Below are 18,762 nucleotides of genomic sequence, written 5' to 3'. Positions count from 1 at the left end.
CGCGGCGACGGTCAGTCGACGAGCTGGTCCGTCAGCGACAGCAGGTTCGCGACACCCCAGTGCTCGACGATCCTGCCGCCGCGCACCCGCATCGCGTCGACAGTCTCGAACTCGACGGCCCGCCCGGTGGGTGCGATGCCCATGAACGCGCCCCGGTGCGTGCCGCGGTACGTCTTGTACGTCGTCACCAGGTCGCCGTCCACCGACTGCCAGTGGATCTCGGCGTGGAAGTCCGGGAACGCGGCGCGCAGCGACTGGTAGAGCAGCCGCGTGCCGGCCTTGTCGGGCGTGATGCCGGGCCGCGGCGTGTGGTCGACGTAGTCGTCGGCGAACAGTTCGTCGAACACCGTGAAGTCGCCGCCGCCCTGCACCTGCTCGGCGTTCCGGCGTACCACCGCCTTCGCTGCCTCGCCGTCGGCGCGGGACTTTTCGCGTCGAATGGTCACGGCGGCAACGGGATCGGCCGAGTGTCGTCCGTTCGGTGCGGTCGCCCGCCGCGCGATGCTCGCGGCGAGGAGCGGGGTCTCGCGCCGATTGTGGTCGCTGCACGCGGCGTGGCACGCCGCCGCGGCATCCTCGAACGTGATGCCGTGGTGGTCGAGAAACGCGAAGTAGTCCCCGGTGGGAACCACCGCGAGGCGGTCGGTGACGGCGCAGCGGCCGTCGGCGGTGGGTTCGGCGCGCAGTTCCCAGATCACCTCGAGGGTGGTCCGCCCCTGGGCGGCGACAGCGTCCGACGTCGAGACCATCCGGCAGTGGTGCGGTTCGGTGACCTCGCCGACAAAGTGGTGGATCATCAGGGCGTCACCGATGGTCTCGACGCCGATCGCCAGCGGTTGCCCGTCCTCGGTGGTGCCGACACCGCTCGCGACGTGGTCCGGGGGACAGCACCGCCGGTATTCGGCGTCCGACAGCGAGAACAGCCACTCGCCGATGTCGACCCTGTCGGCCGCCACGTCGACGATGTGGGTACAGGTCGAGTCCGAGAGAACACGTGTGGACACCGTCGTCCCCCTGTCTGCCGCGGAACCGGGACATCAGAACGCTAGCCGGGCGAACCGATCGGCCGCTCGCGAGTCGCGGGAATGGTTGCAGCATCGACACCAGGCGGCCGGCTTGCGTTTCTCTGTACGCTTCCTGTCATGGCACGGATCTGGTCGACACTCGCGGGGAAGCTGAACGTCGTTCAGCTGACGTGGGTAGCCGTGCTGACATTGGTGATTGCGACGACATCCGCCGGCGACGGCCCGGCTGCCATCGCCGGAACCGCGGTCGCGATCGCGGTGATCTTGGCTGTCGGCGGGCGCGGCTCGCTGTCTCAGCTGCACCTACTGACGGCACCGGCTGTCGGACCACCCCATGAGGAGCGGCATCTGCGCGGCGCGTTCCGCCGGCAGAGCGCCCCGAACACCCCCGGCCGTCCCCGTCTTCCCCGAGCACCCGGACAGGTGCCGACCGCCGCGTAGCTCCATGCTGTGCGGCGCGCCCGTCACCCCTGTCCACCTGCGCCGTAGTCGTTGAGACTTCCGGCGCATTCACCAACCGCACGATGCCGCATCGCGTCGCATCGTGCGCCGAAGAGGTGCTCATGCTCGATTTCATCTACTACCCGGTGTCCGCGATCTTGTGGTTCTGGCACAAGGCGTTCGGCTCGATACTGGGTCCGGACAGCGGCATCGCGTGGGCGCTGGCGGTGGTCTTCCTGGTATTCACGCTGCGCCTGCTGTTGCTCGGGCCGGCGATCCGGCAGATCCGCACCAGCCTCCAGATGCGGGAACTGCAACCGCAGATCAAGGCCCTGCAGAAGAAGTACGCCGACGACCGCCAGCGCATGGCCCTGGAGATGCAGAAGCTTCAGAAGGAACACGGCTTCAACCCGTTGATGGGCTGCCTGCCGGTGCTGGTGCAGACGCCGGTGTTCATCGCACTGTTGCACGTCCTGCGATCGTTCAATCGCACCGGATCGGGTGCAGGCCATCTCGGAATGACCGCGGAAGCCAACGCACACACCGCGAACTACGTCTTCAGCGCCACCGATGTGCAGTCGTTCCTCAGCGCGCGATTGTTCGGTGCGCCGATCTCGGCGGCGATCACCACACCGGAGAGCACGCTGGCGTCGTTCGCGGCCCACGGAGGTATCCCGACCGTCGCCACGATCGCGGCCGTCGCGATTCCGTTGATGGTGATCGCGGCTGTCGCCACCCACTTCAACGCACGGGCGTCCGTGGCGCGGCAGAGTCCGGAAGCGGCAGCGGGCCCGCAGACGGCGATCATGAACAGGCTCACGCTGTGGGTGTTCCCGCTCGGAGTGCTCGTCGGTGGGCCGTTCCTGATGATCGCGATCCTGCTGTACTGGGTAAGCAACAATGTCTGGACGTACGTGCAGCAACACGTCGTCTTCGCCCGCATCGACCGGGAAGTGGCCGCCAAGCAACTCGAACTCGCGCAGCAGCGGCAAGCCCACGCTCCCAAGCCCGGTGCCCGCCCCACGGCGAACCAGAAGACGCCCCCACGGAAACAGAACCGCAAGACGGCGAACCGGCGCTGACCTGTCGCTCGTGACGACCGGACTGAACGCGCCGCCTTCGAGGTGTTTCGGTGTGGTTCAGGCTCGGTCGGGCACGGGCGACGGAATCTTGGTGGAGCGGTAGGAATCGCCGCTCCGGGTAGGCCGCCAGATGCGCCAATGTTTGGCGGACAGTCGGAACGGGAGATGGTCCTGGAGATGACGAGCGGCGGGGGACAGCCGCTGGTCGGCGGGCAGGTTGAGCCACAGGGAGAGCGAGGACGCCGCGGTGCCGACGGTCGCGCGGACGCCCGACTCGCCCAGAACCCGGCCGTACCCGTCCACGGCGAAGCGCCCGAAGGCGTCGGGGGCGATGTCGGGGTAGGGGGCGCGGGTGTCCGGGTCGAGGAGGCGCACGCGCATGTTGCAGGTCAGCGCGGCCAGGGAACGTCCGTGGCTCGTGACCGCATCGGAGCCGGCGATGACGAGGGCGTCGAGCGCACGGTCGACGGAATCGGGTGCGACGTTCCATTCGGTGTGGGTTCGTGCGCGGTGGCGGGGGCCACCGAAGCGCTCGGTGGCGAGGGCTACCAGTTGCTCGGTCGCCGCAGGCGGTCCACCGGCGGCGATCTCGAACGCCCACGACGTCGACGACACCGGCTCGGTGCACGCATCGACAAAGCTCTGCACGCGCTGGAATGCCTTGTCGGGATGCCTGATTCGAAGCGAGTGCGCACCACCCGCAGACGCGGGGAGTCCGTCGTAGGTCACCACCTGCGAGGACGCGATGTCCGGTGTCCGTGTCATACGGCGATCGTAGGTAAGGATGGCGGTATGCCGCCCCTGGACCCATGGAACCACGACAGTTTGGCCTGGCGAATCCCCTTGGTCGAGAGCGTCTCCGGGGCGGGGGAGGGCCCCGGTTTCGACTCCGGTGTTTGCCGGGTCGAGTCGGCAGGCGATATGCGCAATCACCTCGCCGGCGCGAACCCGGTCGGTGCGCTGCCCGGGACCTTCCGCGACTTACCCGACCATAGGGAACAATGGAAAGACCGTTGGCGATAAGGGATGTTCGTGCCGTTTGGTACGGCGATCTGCGGGTCTGCTGCCGGTGGCCCGGCAGGTCCGCGGATCGCCTATTCCCGGTTGCCCATCCAGGACCATCGACGGCACGCGCGCCGAACCGTCCAATGAACAGGGCGCTCGACCGTCGTGGGAGGAGGAGCGCGTCGGCTACGCGCCCGAGTCGAGGAGAAGGTGATCGAACGCTCCACGCAGGTTGGCGGGGACGTCGAGGGCGGTCGGGAGCGCCGCGACGAGCTTCTGGGCCACCACGCGGAGTTTGACGTTGGACTCTTGAGACTTCCAGGTGAGGACGTCGAATGCGCGATCGGCAGAGATGCCGTAGACCACCATCAGCGCACCCTTCGCCTGTTCGATGACAGCGCGGGACTCGATGAATGCAGAGAGGTTCTCGGTGATCGTGCGGTCGATGTCGCGGCGGACAGAGTCGGTGACATCGATGTAGAAGCCTGACGTCCCGGTGGCACGCCCGTCGGTCATGATGCGCTGACCGACGACCACGACGTGATGGACCTTGCCAGCGGTGTCGATGATTCGATGCTTGCTGCTGAACGGCTCCCCGTCCTGCAATACCCGCCGCAGCAGATCCGCCACACTGTCCCGGTCGTCGGGGTGCTTGTGTTCGAGTAGCAGCGCGGTGGTGGGGACGACCTCACCGGGCTCGTAGCCGTGCATGCGGGCGACCGCGTCCGACCATTCCCATCGCTCACCGTCGAAGTGGAAGCAGAAGCTCCCGACCCGCTCGAGCCGTCCGGACACCAGGACGGCCCTGAAGTCGTCGCTGGGCGTCGTCACCTGTCAAGTCTCGCACCGTTCGAACCGAAGTCACACCTCGCCGATCATCGGGCAAGACGCCCCGCGCCGGGGCACTCATCGTCGACATCTGAAACGTCCCGAACGCGCTCCGCCGGAGTGCGCTGTGCGGCGACGGGCCTACACGACAGGGCATCTCCTTCTCGGACCGAACGAGGAACGCTCCCATAGCAATCCATGGGAGCGTTCCTCGGAAGATGTCGGGTAGTCGTCGCCTATGAGCCGGGGATCATTTCCGGGTAGATGAAGACGCCCGTCGCAGGTGTCGTAGCGATGGACCCGAAGACGCCCATGTTGAAGGGCGAGTTGAGCTTGTGCGGGTTCCCTGCCGGATCGGCCTGCCAGCACGAGGTGTCGACGCGGTAGCCGGTGCACACGATCTTGGTGCTCCTCCCGTAGGGGGAGATGACACGGGTCATGCCGATCGCCGGGTTCCAGAATTCGGGCTGATCGGGCATCAGCACGAGGTTCGTGACGTCTTCCGGGCGACTGGGATACCCGTTACCCGGATCGACCGGCCAGGCATCCTGGGCGCTGGCGACACCCGAGCCGAGTGCCATGAGTCCGATGGCCAGTGCGCCGGCCCGGACGAGGATTGAGTGCTTCATCAGATCTACCCCCTGTAAAAGAAACGGTCGGTCCGTATATCCGTTGTGGCCGGCGCAACATTACCGAGGGCAGGCAGTTGGCCGACAGGCCACCTACGACTGGATCCGTGCACGCGCTCGAACTCTCCGAACTTCCCTTCAGTCGCCTGTCCTGTTCGAAGATCGGGCCACCGGACATCCGACCATGATGGGGATCGGCTATTGACCTCGACAAGATCTGCTTTGTTCGCTGCCAGCCCAGCGCACGTCAGAATGGCGGGCGTGCAACGCGACAGAAGAGTCCTTGTCTCCTTCGCCGGCGGAGTCGGGCACCTCAATCCCATGTTGCCGATCGCCCGTGTACTCCGAAATCTCGGACACAGCGTGGCTGTCTCCGGTCGGGCGAACATCGTCGACGGGATCGGCGGGCTCGACGCCAGTTTTCCGGTCGGGACTTCGGGATCAGCTGCCGCTGGTGAGTCGACGGGCAGACTCGTCAAACCTGATCTCGACCATGAGTTCTCGGTGATCGGCACACATTTCGCGGGCGCACTCGCCGCCCGGCGCTTCGGCCACGTTCGCGGGGTCATCGATCACTGGGAACCGGATCTGGTGATTTGCGACGAGATGGACTTCGGGGCAATGCTCGCGGCCGAACAGGCCTGTGTTCCGAGGGTCGTCGTCAACGTCATTGCGTCCGGCGCCTTGACTCGCATGGAACGAATCCGTGAGCCGTTGGCACATCTCCGAGCAGTCCACGGATTGCGAGAGGATCCCGCTGGCACCGAACTGACCGGGGATCTTGTCGTTTCACCCTTTCCGATTTCCTTCCGACACCCCGATTTCCCGCTACCCAGAACCGCGCTGTCCATCCGACCCGAATCAGAGCCTGCCGCCAGCCGTTACGCCGCCGTCGACTGGTTTGCCGCCGGCAACGAGTCGCGACGCGTGTACTTGACCCTCGGAACCGTTTTCAACACCGAGTCCGGTGACTTGTTCACACGCGTTCTCGAGGGGCTGCGCACCTTGCCTGTTCGGGTCCTCGCGACCGTCGGCAGTAACGTCGATCCAGCCGCGATCCCGGTCACTGCCGACAACATCCGGATCGAACGGTTCATACCGCAATCGGTAGTGCTGGCGCACTGCGATCTTGTGGTCAACCACGGCGGATCCGGAAGTGTCATCGGCGCGTTGGCCCATGGTGTCCCCGTGATCACTCTGTCCATAGGGGCAGACCAAGAACTCAACGCCCAGCGCCTGACAGCCCTGGATGCTGGGGTGGCACTCGATCCGACCACAGTGTCGTCCGACGAGCTCCGCGAAGCGGCACGCAGCACCCTTGCCTCGGAGCCCCTGCTGGCCGGAGCCCGGCGTCTGGGCGACGAAATCGCAGAGCTGCCCTGGACCGCATCGATAGCTACAGAATTGGAGAATTTGATGGGGTCAAAGATGCAAAGCAAAATGGCGTGAGTGTCGGCGTCCCGTGCGGTGGCCGACGCCCTCGGACCCATCCTGCCTAACGGTCGATTTGTCGTGTGGGAGTCGACCTCCGACTGCGACACTGACTCGGATGTCTTGGATGACGCTCCTCGAGCAGGACGGCATCACCGTGTGGCCATCGGATCGTTCACGACGCATGGGTGCGTGGACTTCTCCAGATCTGTTGGCGGCCAGTACCGATCGCGATGTGCACGGCATACGATGCGTCACCTCTTGTCCTACTGCAGTCGTCTGATCGCCAGGGCGATGAGCGCGATCGCGCCACCTGTCGCGGCGAGCATCCACCACCGCGTGGTGTCGACGTCGTCGATAGAGACGCGGTCTGCTCGCTGGTCCTGCGTGGATTCCAATCCAGGACCATTTGTGGCCTTCGTGCCGAGCCAACCACGACGTCCGTTGAACCGGCTCGGTCGACCCGGCAAAACGAAAACGAGGTCACGATCTCTTCCGAGTTCGTGACCTCGTTCTTCGCAGTTCATTCGAACTGATCTTGGTGCGCGAGGGGGGACTTGAACCCCCACGTCCTGAGACACTGGAACCTAAATCCAGCGCGTCTGCCAATTCCGCCACTCGCGCGAGCGGTGTCAGCCTACGCCACCGGTGGCCGGTCCCGATCCGCAGGATCGGCCGCCGGGGAGTGCGGGTCGACTCCGCTACGCGGACAACGGCTTCGGTGTGCGGTCCCGCGTCCGGTGGTATCGCCAGATCGCGCCCAGCAGTGCGGCCGGGTCGATGTCGGCGCTCTCGGCCGCGGCACCGAGCAACTCGAGGGCCCGCGCCTCCGTCGAGGACGACTCGTCGGCGCGGAGGGCCTCTGCCGCGAACTGGCGCACCGCATCGAGCGCTGAAGGTCCGATCAGTCCGAGCCGCAGCATGAACGTCTCCCACGTGGTGGCGCCGAGCCCGGGTACCGCCGCGATCGCCTCCCATGCCGCGCGGCCGTCGCCGATCCGGCCGCTGCCGCCGATCCCGGCCTCGACCAGCGCCGCCGCGGCGAGGGCCGCGGCCTCGGCCTTGGTGGTGTAGTTGCCCGGCACCCGCTGGCGGTTGCCGAGGATCTCCGCAAGTCCCTCGGGTGTGCCGGTGAACGCGGCCAGCGCGGCCAAGTCGTCCAGGCTCGCGGCGCGGTGTTCCCTCCAGTTCCCGATCACCCGGCGGACACCGGACGTCGGTGTGCCGTACGTGGCGCGGGCCGAGAAGACGGCGTCGAGCAGCGCGGCCTCCGCCTCGCCGTGCCAGCCCGCCGGCCAGTGGGACCGATCGGGCGGCAGGACGTCGTCGACGAACGTGAGTAGCGCGCGGACCTCCGGTGTGCTCATGGTTCCCCCCCAGGATGTTCGGTTGTCAGGTGCTCGGGGCGGCACGTTAGTCGGCGCCTCCGACAGCGCCCGCGCTCCCGGACCGCACGTCGAGGCCCCGCCGTCAAGAGGATCACGAATTGATAACAATCAACGTGAGGGTTTCCTCAGGTTTGTGGACGTCCACGCATGGCCCGTGACCCGCGGATACGTGGTCTACTCGCGGGTCACTTGAGTGGCATCCTGTGGTCAACGTCACTCGATACTCGCTGGTAGGAACCGTGGATGAAACCAAACGTGAGGCTTCCCTCATGATTTTGTGCCAACCTTGACGAGCCCGAATTCGCTCTTTCGAAGCGTGTTCGAGGGGTGCCGCGGGTTTCTCGGGATGTCTCTGGAAAATCGCGCGTCAGCTCTGCCGAGGGCGGCCGACCACGACCTACCTCCCGTCAGGGAACCAGGAGAGGACACAACTTCAGTGACGATTGACGACACTGCAGGAAACGGACGAACCTCGAAGGAGCGCGGCCAGTTCGGTGCCGATCGGACCCCCATCCGGTCCGCCGCGCAGGGGCCGCTCGTGGACCGGCTGCGCGCCGGGGAGCCGTACGCGCTGGCGTTCGGCGGCCAGGGCGCGCCGTGGTTGAGCGCGCTCGCCGAGCTCACCCGTGACAGCGGCCTCGAGCCGACGCTGACCGAACTGGTGAACGAAGCCTCCACCATCCTCGAACCGGTGGCGGAGGAACTGCTCGTTGTGCGCCCGGTCGGGTTCGACCCGATCGCATGGATTCTCGAGCAGGAACTCGCGGACGATGAAGACGCTGCCAACGCCGCCGGCCCGTCTGCGGCCGCACTGACCTCCGCCGCGGTCTCGCTGCCCGGCGTATTCCTGACCCAGCTCGCCGCGCTGCGGGCGCTGCAGCAGCAGGGCCTCGACCCCGCCGTGACCGCGCCGGTCGCCACCATCGGCCACTCGCAGGGCCTCATCGCCGCCGCCGCGGTCGCCGGGGCCGGCGCCGCCGACGGCGCGCTTCTCGCGACCGCACAGCTCATCGGAGCCGGCGCCGGCCTGGTGGGCCGCCGCCGCGGCATCCTCGCCACCGCGGACCGCTCGCCGATGCTGGCCGTCTCCAACATCGATCCCGAGCGCCTGGCCGCGATCGTCGCCGAACTGGCCGAGGGCGTCGACGCCGACCGCGCCGCCGTCATGGCGATCCGCAACGGCCGCCGCCGCGTCGTGCTGTCCGGTCCGCCCGCGCAGCTGGCTCGCGTGCAGCAGCGCTGCGAGCAGATCGCGGCCGACGAGACCCGCGCCCGCGAGGCCAAGTCCCGTGGCGGCGCGGTGTTCTCGCCTGTCTTCGAGTCGCTGCCCGTCGAGGTCGGCTTCCACCACCCGGCCCTGAACGAGGCGGTCGACATCATCGGCGGCTGGGCCACCCGCTGTGGTCTCGACGCCGACCAGGTGCGGGCACTCGCCCAGGCCGTCCTCGTCGACCCGGTGGACTGGGTCGCGGAGGTCGAGGGCACGATTTCTGCCGGCGCCGCGTGGATCCTGGACCTGGGCCCCGGTGACCTGCTCACCCGCATGACCTCGGCGGGCCTGCGCGGTCAGGGCGTGGGCATCATCGCTGCCTCCACCCGCGCCGGTCACCGCAACCTGCTCACGCCGGGCGCAGCGCCCGAGGTGTCGCGGGCGTGGACCGAGTTCGCGCCTCAGGCCGTGGCGCTGCCCGACGGCCGCGTCGCCGTCGAGACCGCGTTCACGCGACTGACCGGACGTTCCCCGATCCTGCTCGCGGGCATGACCCCGACCACCGTCGACCCGAAGATCGTCGCCGCGGCCGCCAACGCCGGCCACTGGGCCGAGCTGGCCGGTGGTGGACAGGTCACCGAGCAGATCTTCGCCGACCACGTCGAGGAGCTGAAGGGCCTGCTCGAGCCGGGCCGCGCCGTCCAGTTCAACTCGATGTTCCTGGACCCGTACCTGTGGAAGCTGCACGTGGGCGGCAAGCGCCTGGTCCCGCGTGCCCGCGCCGCGGGTGCCCCGTTCGACGGCGTCGTCGTTACCGCCGGCATCCCGGAGCTCGAGGAAGCCGTCACGATCATCGACGAACTGACCGAGGCCGGTTTCAGCTACGTCGCGTTCAAGCCGGGCACCGTCGCGCAGATCCGCTCCGTGATCCGAATCGCGAACGAGGTTCCGGACTTCCCGGTCATCGTCCACATCGAGGGCGGCCGCGCCGGCGGCCACCACTCGTGGGAGGACCTGGACGACCTGCTGCTCGCGACGTACGCCGAGCTGCGCACCCGTGACAACCTTGTCCTGTGTGTCGGTGGCGGCATCGGTACGCCCGAGCGGGCTGCCGACTACCTGACCGGTCGCTGGGCCACCGAGTACGGCTTCCCGGCGATGCCGCTCGACGGCATCCTGGTCGGCACCGCTGCGATGGCGACGCTCGAGGCGACCACCTCGGCGGACGTCAAGCAGATGCTGGTCGACACCCCCGGCACCCCCGACTGGGTCGGTGCGGGCACCGCTCAGGGCGGCATGGCCTCCGGCCGCAGCCAGCTCGGCGCCGACATCCACGAGATCGACAACGCGGCATCGCGCACCGGGCGTCTGCTCGACGAGGTCGCCGGTGACGCCGAGGCCGTCGCGGCCCGCCGCGACGAGATCATCGCCGCGCTCGACGTGACCGCCAAGCCGTACTTCGGCGACGTCGTATCCATGACGTACCAGCGGTGGCTGCGCCGCTACCTGGAGCTGGCCGTGGGCGTCGACTCCCCGCAGGCGTTCGACTGCGGCGGCGACCTGCAGGACGCGATCACCGACGCCACCCAGTCGGTGTGGATCGACGTGTCGTGGCGCGACCGCTTCGGCGAGATGCTGCAGCGCGCCGAGGCCCGCCTGCACCGCAACGACCGTGGTCCGATCCAGACCCTGTTCGCCGACTCGGCCACGCTCGACCAGCCGTTCGCTGCGCTGTGCGCGCTCGAGGCCGCGTACCCCGACTACGCCACCACCGTTCTGCATCCGGCCGACGTCCCGTTCTTCGTCGCGCTGTGCAAGACCCCCGGCAAGCCGGTCAACTTCGTGCCCGTCGTCGACGGCGACGTGCGCCGATGGTGGCGGTCGGACTCGCTGTGGCAGGCGCACGATCCGCGCTACACCGCCGACCAGGTCTGCATCATCCCCGGCACCGTCGCGGTCGCCGGCATCACCCGCGTCGACGAGCCCGTCGGCGAGCTGCTCGATCGCTTCGAGAAGGCCACCGCCGACGAGCTGGTCGCCTCCGGCGCCACCCCGACGCCCATCGCCGGTCGTCGCCACGGCGGCTTCGGCACCGGACTGCTCGACGCCGTCCTCACCGCCCCCGACATCCTGTGGGCTGCGCGTCTGACGCAGAACCCGGTCCGCCGTCTCGGCGAGGTCGTCGAGTGGACCATCGAGTCCGACACCGTCGCGAGCCACGACAAGACCGGCGCGCGCCTGGTCGTCGCGGACGCCGAGCACGTCGACTTGACCGTGCCGCTGGCACTCGGCAAGGCCGTGGAGATCCGCATCACCGTCCCCGCCGCGGTCCGTGACGGCGGTGCCCCTGTCATCACCGAGGCCGACGCCGAGGCGTCGATGTCCGCGCTGCTCGGCGTCGCCGCCGGCCAGGAGCTTCCGTCGGTCAAGAACGGTGTCGCGCACATCAACCTGGCGTGGACCCCGGACCTGATCGCCGACCACGCCGGCGTCACCGGTTCCGGTCTGCCCGCGACCGTGAGCACCAGCGGCAAGGCCGTGCCCGACGTCGTCGTCGGCGCGTGCTGGCCGGCCGTGTTCGCGGTGCTCGGCGCAGCCACCACCGAGTCCGGCGTCCACGTCATCGAGGGCATGCTCGACCTGGTCCACCTCGACCACGCGGTCGAACTCGTCGGTGAACTGCCCACCGAGACCAGCATTCTCGTCGTCCGTGCCGAGGCCGGCGACGTCGTCGACACCGACATGGGTCGCGTCGTCGAGGTCCGCGTCGAGATCGGCGCGATGCTCGGTGAGGGCCTCGACGCCCCGGCCGTCGCAAAGCTGGTGGAGCGCTTCGCGATCCGCGGCCGCACCGGCAAGGGTGAGCTGGCCGACCCGGCGCGTGCCGGCGGCTCGCTCAGCGAGGACGTCGCCGAGACGTCGCGTCGTCGTCGCCGCGACCTGACGATGGTGGCGCCGCGCCACATGGCTGCGTTCGCCCGGGTCTCCGGTGACCACAACCCGATCCACACCTCCGATTCCGCGGCACTGCTCGCCGGGCTCGGCAGCCCGATCGTCCACGGCATGTGGCTGTCGGCGGCGGCGCAGCAGGCCGTCACCGCGATCGATCCCGAGTCGAAGGTGCCGGCACGGCGTCTGACCGCGTGGACCGCTCGCTTCCTGGGCATGGTCCGCCCCGGCGCCGAGATCGACGTCCGCGTCGACCGGGTCGCCACCGACCGCGGTGACGAGATCGTCGAGGTCGGCTGCCGTGTCGACGGCGACCTGGTGATGGTCGCGACCGGCCGCACCGCCGCCCCGAAGACCGTGTACGCGTTCCCCGGCCAGGGCATCCAGCGCCCGGGCATGGGCCTCGACGCCCGCTCGCGCAGCAAGGCCGCCCGCGAGATCTGGGAGCGTGCCGACAAGCACACCCGTGAGGCCCTCGGCTTCTCGATCCTCGCGGTCGTCCGCGACAACCCGACGCTGGTCAAGGCGCGCGGCGTCGAGCACCGGCACCCGGACGGCGTGCTGCACCTGACCCAGTTCACCCAGGTCGCGATGGCGACCCTCGGTGTCGCGCAGGTCGCCGAGCTCCGTGAGTCCGGCGCGTTCGTCGAGGGCTCCTACCTGGCCGGCCACTCGGTCGGCGAGTACAACGCCCTGACCGCGGTCGCCGGGGTGCTGCCGCTCGAGGCGCTGCTCGAGGTCGTCTTTCAGCGCGGCTCGGCGATGCACGAGCTGGTGCCCCGCGACGCCGCGGGCCGCAGCGACTACCGCATGGCCGCGATCCGTCCGTCGCAGATCGGCGTCGCCGACGACGAACTGCAGGCGTTCGTGAGCGGTGTTGCCGACGCGACCGGCGAATTCCTGCAGATCGTCAACCTGAACCTCAAGGGTTCGCAGTACGCGATCGCCGGCACGGTCAAGGGCCTCGAGGCCCTCGAGCGTGAGATCGACATCCGCCGTGAGGCTTTCGGTGGCAAGCGTGCCTTCATCCTGGTTCCGGGCATCGACGTGCCGTTCCACTCGACCGTCCTGCGTGGCGGCGTCGACGACTTCCGCGCCAAGCTCGACGAGCTGCTGCCGCAGGACATCGACCCGTCGCTGCTGATCGGGCGCTACATCCCGAACCTGGTGCCCAAGCTGTTCAACCTGGGCCGCGACTTCGTCCAGGAGATCGCCGACCTGGTGCCGTCGGAGCAGCTGCAGGCCGTGCTCGCCGACTTCGACAGCTGGAGCGAGCGTCCCGTCGCGCTCACCCGCGTCATCCTCGTCGAGCTGCTCGCGTGGCAGTTCGCGAGCCCGGTCCGCTGGATCGAGACGCAGGACCTGCTGTTCGCCGACGAGATCACCGGTGGTCTCGGTGTCGAGCGCTTCGTCGAGATCGGTCTGGGTGCCACCCCGACCGTCGCGAACCTGGCGTCGCAGACGCTCAAGCTCGACGAGCACGCCAACACCAAGGTCGAGGTGCTCAACATCGAGCGCGAGGCGTCGATCGTCTACAGCACCGACGTCGATCCGGCGCCGGTCGACGAGGATCCTGCCGACGAGCCCGCCGCTCCGGCCGCTGCCGCTGCTCCGGCCGCTGCCGCACCCGCCGCGGCCCCGGCCGCACCGGCCGGTGGCCCGCGTCCGGACGACATCGCCTTCAAGGCCGCCGACGCCACCAAGGTGCTCATCGCACTGTGGACCAAGCTGCGCCCGGATCAGATCGGCCCCGCCGACACGATCGAGGCGCTGTGCGACGGCGTGTCCTCGCGCCGTAACCAGCTGCTCGTCGACCTCGGTTCCGAGCTGTCGCTCGGTGCGATCGACGGTGCCGCAGACGCGGACATGGGTTCGCTTGCCGTCACGGTCGACCGACTGGCCCGCACCTACAAGCCGTTCGGCCCGGTGCTGAGCGACTCGATCAACGATCACCTGCGCAAGGTGTTCGGCCCGTCGGGCCGTCGCCCCGCGGCGATCGCGGACCGCGTCAAGAAGGTTTGGGAGCTCGGCGACGGCTGGGCCAACCACGTGACCGCCGAGGTCGCACTCGGCACCCGTGACGGCTCCAGCGTCCGCGGTGGCGCGATGGGTGGCCTGCACGAGGGTGCGATCGCCGACGGTGCGGCCGTCGACGCGCTCGTCGACGCCGCTGTGCAGGCGGTCGCGTCGCGCCGCGGTGTCGCGGTCTCCATGCCGGCCGCCGGTGGCGGTGCCGGTGGCACCGTCGACGCGGCCGCGCTCGGCGAGTTCACCGAGCACATCACCGGACGCAACGGCGTGCTCGCCTCCGCGGCCCGGCTGGTGCTCGAGCAGCTCGGCTTCGGCGAGTCCGCTGCCGCCGTCGCCGCCGAGGACACCACTCTCGTCGACCTCGTGTCGGCGGAGCTGGGCTCCGACTGGCCGCGCCTGGTCGCCCCCGCGTTCGACGCCAAGAAGGCCGTCCTGATCGACGACCGCTGGGCCACCGCACGCGAGGACCTGGCCCGCGCCTGGAGCGGCGAGATCGACATCACCGTCGAGCGTTTCGACGGCGCAGGCGCCGCCGTGGCCACCCACGCGCAGTGGTGGCAGCAGCGGGCGACCGAGTCCGGTCGCACCACGCTCGCCGAGATCTACGGCCGCATCGCACAGGTCGCGGTCGCGCCGATCGAGGAGACCGGCCAGTACACCGGTGAGATCGCGGTCGTCACGGGCGCCAGCAAGGGCTCGATCGCCGCGTCCGTGGCGGGCAAGCTGCTCGGCGGCGGTGCGACGGTCGTCGTGACCACCTCGCGCCTCGACAGCGAGCGCCTGGGCTTCTACCGCAAGCTCTACAGCCAGAATGCTCGCGCCGGCGCCGCCCTGTGGGTTGTGTCCGCGAACATGGCGTCGTACACCGACGTCGATGCGCTGGTCGAGTGGGTCGGCAACGTCCAGACCGAGACCGCCGGTGGCGCGAAGAAGCTGATCAAGGAGGCGATGACTCCGACGATGCTGTTCCCGTTCGCCGCTCCGCGTGTCGCGGGCGAGCTCTCCGACGCCGGCGCCCGCGCCGAGATGGAGATGCGGGTGCTGCTGTGGTCGGTGGAGCGCCTGATCGGTGGTCTGTCGAAGATCGGCTACGACAGCGACGTCGACACCCACCTGCACGTCGTGCTGCCCGGTTCGCCGAACCGTGGTCTGTTCGGCGGTGACGGTGCCTACGGCGAGTCCAAGGCCGCACTCGACGCGGTCGTCGGCCGCTGGTCGGCCGAGCGCACGTGGGCCGAGCGGGTCACCATCGTCCACGCGCTGATCGGTTGGGTGCGCGGCACCGGCCTGATGGGCGGCAACGACCCGATGGTCGAGGCTGTCGAGGCCAAGGGCGTGCGCACGTGGTCCACCGAGGAGATGGCCACCGAGCTGCTGCTCTCGTGCACCGCCGACGCCAAGCGCGCCGCCGCGGACGCACCGCGAGTCGTGGATCTCACCGGTGGGCTCGCCGAGGTCGATCTCGATCTGCCGGCGCTCGCCAAGGAGGCCGCCGAGGCAGCCGAGGCCGCGGGTAAGGCCGAGGACGAGGCCGCAGCGGATGCGAATTCGATTGCCGCACTGCCTGCCCCGCCGCGGATCATCGACGCGCTCGATGCGCCGTCGTGGCCGGAACTGGACGTCGATCCTGCCGACCTGGTCGTGATCGTCGGTGCCGGTGAGCTCGGCCCGTACGGCTCCTCGCGGACCCGTTTCGAGATGGAGGTCGACGAACAGCTCTCGGCCGCCGGTGTGCTCGAGCTCGCGTGGAACACCGGGCTGGTCGCGTGGGAGAACGATCCCAAGCCGGGCTGGTACGACGCCGAGACCGGTGACCTGGTGCCGGAGGAGGAGATCGCCGAGCGCTACCACGACACGGTCGTCGAGCGCTGCGGCATCCGCACCTACGGCGACGAGGGCGCGATGGTCGACAACACGGCCCCGCTGCTGACGTCGGTGTTCATCGACAAGGACCTGTCCTTCGTCGTCGGCTCCGAGGCCGAGGCCCGCGCGTTCGTCGACTCCGATCCGGAGAACACGGTCGCCTCGGTCGACGCCGAGAGCGGCGACTGGACGGTCACCCGCAAGGCCGGCACCGAGATCCGCGTGCCGCGCAAGGTGAAGCTGACCCGCACGGTCGGCGGTCAGATCCCGACCGGATTCGACGTCACCAAGTGGGGCATCCCCGCCGACATGGCCGGATCCGTGGACCGCGTCGGCCTGTGGAACATCGTCACGACCGTCGACGCGTTCCTCACCGGCGGCTTCACCCCGTCCGAGCTGCTGCGCTGGGTGCACCCGGCGTTCGTCGCCAACACCCAGGGCACCGGCATGGGCGGCATGACGTCGATGCGCTCGCTGTACATCGACACGCTGCTCGGTGAGTCCCGCGCGAACGACATCCTGCAGGAAGCCCTGCCGAATGTGATTGCGGCGCACGTCGTCCAGTCGTACGTCGGTGGCTACGGCGCGATGGTGCACCCGGTCGCGGCGTGCGCCACGGCCGCGGTCTCCGTCGAGGAGGGCGTCGACAAGATCAAGCTCGGCAAGGCCAAGCTGGTCGTCGCCGGCGGCTTCGACGACCTGGGCATCGAGGGCATCGTCGGCTTCGGCGACATGTCCGCGACCGCGAAGTCGGACGAGATGTCCGCCAAGGGCATCGCCGACAACCGCTTCTCGCGGGCCAACGACCGTCGTCGCGGCGGCTTCGTCGAGTCGGCCGGTGGCGGCACGATCCTGCTGGCACGCGGTGACGTCGCGCTGGAGATGGGCCTGCCGGTCCTCGGTGTGGTCGCGTGGGCGGGTTCGTTCGCCGACGGCGTGCACACCTCGATCCCGGCTCCCGGCATCGGTGCCCTCGGCGCCGGTCGCGGGGGACAGGACTCGCAGCTCGCGCTGTCGCTCAACGCGCTCGGCATCACCGCCGACGACATCTCGGTGGTCTCCAAGCACGACACCTCGACCGCGGCGAACGATCCGAACGAGGCCGAACTGCACGAGCGTCTGGCCGCGGCCCTGGGCCGCAGCGACGGCGCCCCGCTGTTCGTCATCTCGCAAAAGACGCTCACCGGCCACGCCAAGGGTGGTGCGGCGGCGTTCCAGCTGATCGGCCTGTGCCAGGTCCTCAGCCAGGGCGTGATTCCGCCGAACCGCAGCCTTGACTGCGTCGACGACAAGATGGCCGAGTTCTCCCACCTCGTGTGGCCGCGGACGCCGCTGCGCTTCGGCGAGCAGTTCCCGCTCAAGGCCGGCCTGCTGACCAGCCTCGGCTTCGGTCACGTGTCGGGTCTGATCGCGATCGTGCACTCGCAGGCGTTCGTCGAGTCGATCCCGGCGGATCAGCGCGAGGCGTACCTGGCGCAGGCTCAGCAGCGCACGATCGACGGCCAGCGTCGACTCGCGTCGGCGATGTGCGGCGGCGACAGCCTGTACGAGCGTCCGGCCGACCGCCGCTTCGGTGGCGACTCGGTCCCGGCCAAGGCTGCCCGTCAGCTCGAGGCCGACATGCTCCTCACCGAGGAGGCACGTCTGGGCGCCGACGACGTGTACCGCAGCGGAAAGCCGGGGTGCCAGTAATGGCGGTTCTCGGAATCGGCTTCGACGTCGTCACGATCTCGGAGTTCGCGGAACAGATGAAGCGTCCGGGCACCGCGATGCTGTCCAGCTTCCGGCCCGCCGAGCGTCGGTACTGCGAATCCCGCAGTACCGACCCGGCGCGGCACTACGCGGTCCGGTGGGCCGCGAAGGAAGCGGTGATCAAGGCCTGGGCGGCCTCGCGGTTCGCCCGGCCGCCGGCCGTCGGCGACAACGCCTACGTGCTGGTCGAGGTGGTCAACGATGCGTGGGGGCGTCCCACCATCAAGCTGCACGGCGAGGCCGCCGAGTTCCTGCCCAGCGCGAAGATTCACCTGTCGCTGACCCACGACGGCGACGTCGCCGGCGCGATGGTGGTCATCGAAGAGCCTGACCCGATCCAGCCCATCGGCTGATCGAGCACGGAAAAATACGAGGCCGGTCGACGGACACAATCCGTCGACCGGCCTCGTCGTCTGCGCGCCCGTCGCACCGAACCCGACGTGAAGATCGTCGAAGCGGCGTAGAACAGTGGGAGGAACTGTTCCGCGTTGTGAGGCGCCGCTCGATGGCGTTCGAAAGCCGTTCGAAAACCGTTCGAGATCCGAGAGACGACGACGGAAGGGACGTGACATGCGCGATTCGACACCGAGGAACCGAACCGGAGGCCCGGCCGGCGTGATCAGAGCCGCGGCAGCGCTGGCGTTCGGTGCAGTGCTGCTGGCCGCGGCGGCGGGCTGCAGCTCGTCGAACGACGACTCGTCGAGCAAGTCGTCGTCACCGTCGACCACCATGTCGGGGACGGCCGCGATGTCGGGGGACGCCCAGGCCGTCAACGACGCGTTCGTCGGATTCTTCTCGAGTACCACCTCGGGTGAGCAGAAGATCATGCTCGTCGAGAACGGCCAGGAGTTCGCCGAGATCATCAACGCGCAGGCCGCGTCGCCCATCGCACAGGGGACGTCCGCGACGGTGACGAACGTCGACGTCGACACGCCCACCCACGCCACCGTCACCTACTCGGTGTCCATGAACGGGCAGCCGGTGCTCGCGAACCAGATGGGGGAGGCGGTCAAGGTGGACGGCCAGTGGAAGGTCGCGCAGGCGACGTTCTGCGACCTGCTGGTCCTCCAGGGCAACCCGCCGCCGGCGTGCGGACAGCCCACGACCTCGCCGGCCGCCCCGAGCTGA

General features: G+C 69.0%; 12 protein-coding genes and 1 tRNA gene. 6 read left to right on the top strand and 7 right to left on the bottom strand.

Features of this window, described 5'->3' with window-relative positions; translation table 11 throughout:
- Window positions 1-11: 11 nt before the first annotated feature.
- The gene (locus ACQ5DX_RS14680) at window positions 12-1,004 is read right to left on the bottom strand and encodes an ester cyclase (RefSeq protein ID WP_430333303.1); all 993 of its coding nucleotides are present in this window, start codon (window positions 1,002-1,004) and stop codon (window positions 12-14) included.
- 138 nt (window positions 1,005-1,142) lie between these two features.
- Between ACQ5DX_RS14680 and ACQ5DX_RS14675 the strand changes: the two genes are divergently transcribed.
- Together ACQ5DX_RS14675 and yidC are read left to right on the top strand one after the other, a co-directional pair.
- The gene (locus ACQ5DX_RS14675; RefSeq protein ID WP_430333302.1) at window positions 1,143-1,466 is read left to right on the top strand and encodes a DUF6412 domain-containing protein; all 324 of its coding nucleotides are present in this window, start codon (window positions 1,143-1,145) and stop codon (window positions 1,464-1,466) included.
- A gap of 122 nt (window positions 1,467-1,588) precedes the next feature.
- Window positions 1,589-2,548 (top strand): membrane protein insertase YidC, encoded by a 960-nt coding sequence (yidC, locus tag ACQ5DX_RS14670; protein ID WP_430335673.1) that lies wholly within the window; start codon window positions 1,589-1,591, stop codon window positions 2,546-2,548.
- A gap of 57 nt (window positions 2,549-2,605) precedes the next feature.
- On the opposite strand, the gene ACQ5DX_RS14665 is transcribed toward yidC, so the two are convergent.
- From ACQ5DX_RS14665 to ACQ5DX_RS14655, 3 genes are all read right to left on the bottom strand, one after another.
- Entirely contained in the window at window positions 2,606-3,313 is a 708-nt protein-coding gene (locus tag ACQ5DX_RS14665; protein WP_430333301.1) for a hypothetical protein, read from the bottom strand.
- 426 nt (window positions 3,314-3,739) lie between these two features.
- On the bottom strand, window positions 3,740-4,384 hold the full coding sequence (locus ACQ5DX_RS14660) for a PAS and ANTAR domain-containing protein (protein WP_430333300.1): 645 nt from the start codon (window positions 4,382-4,384) through the stop codon (window positions 3,740-3,742).
- A 233-nt stretch (window positions 4,385-4,617) separates the two neighbouring features.
- The gene (locus ACQ5DX_RS14655; RefSeq protein ID WP_430333299.1) at window positions 4,618-5,010 is read right to left on the bottom strand and encodes a hypothetical protein; all 393 of its coding nucleotides are present in this window, start codon (window positions 5,008-5,010) and stop codon (window positions 4,618-4,620) included.
- 261 nt (window positions 5,011-5,271) lie between these two features.
- On the opposite strand from ACQ5DX_RS14655, the gene ACQ5DX_RS14650 reads away from it, so the two are divergent.
- Window positions 5,272-6,459, top strand: coding sequence for a glycosyltransferase (locus ACQ5DX_RS14650; RefSeq protein ID WP_430333298.1), 1,188 nt, complete (start codon window positions 5,272-5,274; stop codon window positions 6,457-6,459).
- Between the two features lie 248 nt (window positions 6,460-6,707).
- On the opposite strand, the gene ACQ5DX_RS14645 is transcribed toward ACQ5DX_RS14650, so the two are convergent.
- The 3 genes from ACQ5DX_RS14645 to ACQ5DX_RS14635 all read right to left on the bottom strand — a co-directional run bounded on the left by ACQ5DX_RS14645 (window position 6,708) and on the right by ACQ5DX_RS14635 (window position 7,808).
- Complete coding sequence (locus ACQ5DX_RS14645; protein ID WP_430333297.1) at window positions 6,708-6,839, bottom strand: hypothetical protein; 132 nt, start codon at window positions 6,837-6,839, stop codon at window positions 6,708-6,710.
- Between the two features lie 141 nt (window positions 6,840-6,980).
- Window positions 6,981-7,065, bottom strand: a tRNA-Leu gene (locus ACQ5DX_RS14640).
- Window positions 7,066-7,142: 77 nt separating this feature from the next.
- Window positions 7,143-7,808, bottom strand: coding sequence for a hypothetical protein (locus ACQ5DX_RS14635; RefSeq protein WP_430333296.1), 666 nt, complete (start codon window positions 7,806-7,808; stop codon window positions 7,143-7,145).
- A gap of 457 nt (window positions 7,809-8,265) precedes the next feature.
- On the opposite strand from ACQ5DX_RS14635, the gene ACQ5DX_RS14630 reads away from it, so the two are divergent.
- From ACQ5DX_RS14630 to ACQ5DX_RS14620, 3 genes are all read left to right on the top strand, one after another.
- Window positions 8,266-17,574: a fatty acid synthase subunit beta domain-containing protein gene (locus tag ACQ5DX_RS14630; RefSeq protein WP_430333295.1), complete on the top strand. Its 9,309-nt coding sequence runs from the start codon at window positions 8,266-8,268 to the stop codon at window positions 17,572-17,574.
- Window positions 17,574-17,987: a holo-ACP synthase AcpS gene (gene acpS / locus ACQ5DX_RS14625; RefSeq protein WP_127914271.1), complete on the top strand. Its 414-nt coding sequence runs from the start codon at window positions 17,574-17,576 to the stop codon at window positions 17,985-17,987. Before ACQ5DX_RS14630 ends, acpS begins: the two co-directional genes overlap by 1 nt.
- 262 nt (window positions 17,988-18,249) lie before the next feature.
- Window positions 18,250-18,762, top strand: a complete 513-nt coding sequence (locus ACQ5DX_RS14620) for a hypothetical protein (RefSeq protein ID WP_430333294.1) — start codon at window positions 18,250-18,252, stop codon at window positions 18,760-18,762.

Source organism: Rhodococcus sp. ACT016, assembly GCF_050477185.1.
GTDB lineage: Bacteria > Actinomycetota > Actinomycetes > Mycobacteriales > Mycobacteriaceae > Prescottella.
Note: the sequence above shows the minus strand (reverse complement) of the source record. Positions and strands in the feature narration are given on the sequence as shown.

Bases quoted from the DNA above. Each gene is read 5' to 3' on its own strand.
- ACQ5DX_RS14675 (WP_430333302.1), top strand. From the start codon at position 1,143: ATGGCACGGATCTGGTCGACACTCGCGGGGAAGCTGAACGTCGTTCAG.
- yidC (WP_430335673.1), top strand. From the start codon at position 1,589: ATGCTCGATTTCATCTACTACCCGGTGTCCGCGATCTTGTGGTTCTGG.
- ACQ5DX_RS14665 (WP_430333301.1), bottom strand. From the start codon at position 3,313: ATGACACGGACACCGGACATCGCGTCCTCGCAGGTGGTGACCTACGAC.
- ACQ5DX_RS14655 (WP_430333299.1), bottom strand. From the start codon at position 5,010: ATGAAGCACTCAATCCTCGTCCGGGCCGGCGCACTGGCCATCGGACTC.
- ACQ5DX_RS14635 (WP_430333296.1), bottom strand. From the start codon at position 7,808: ATGAGCACACCGGAGGTCCGCGCGCTACTCACGTTCGTCGACGACGTC.
- acpS (WP_127914271.1), top strand. From the start codon at position 17,574: ATGGCGGTTCTCGGAATCGGCTTCGACGTCGTCACGATCTCGGAGTTC.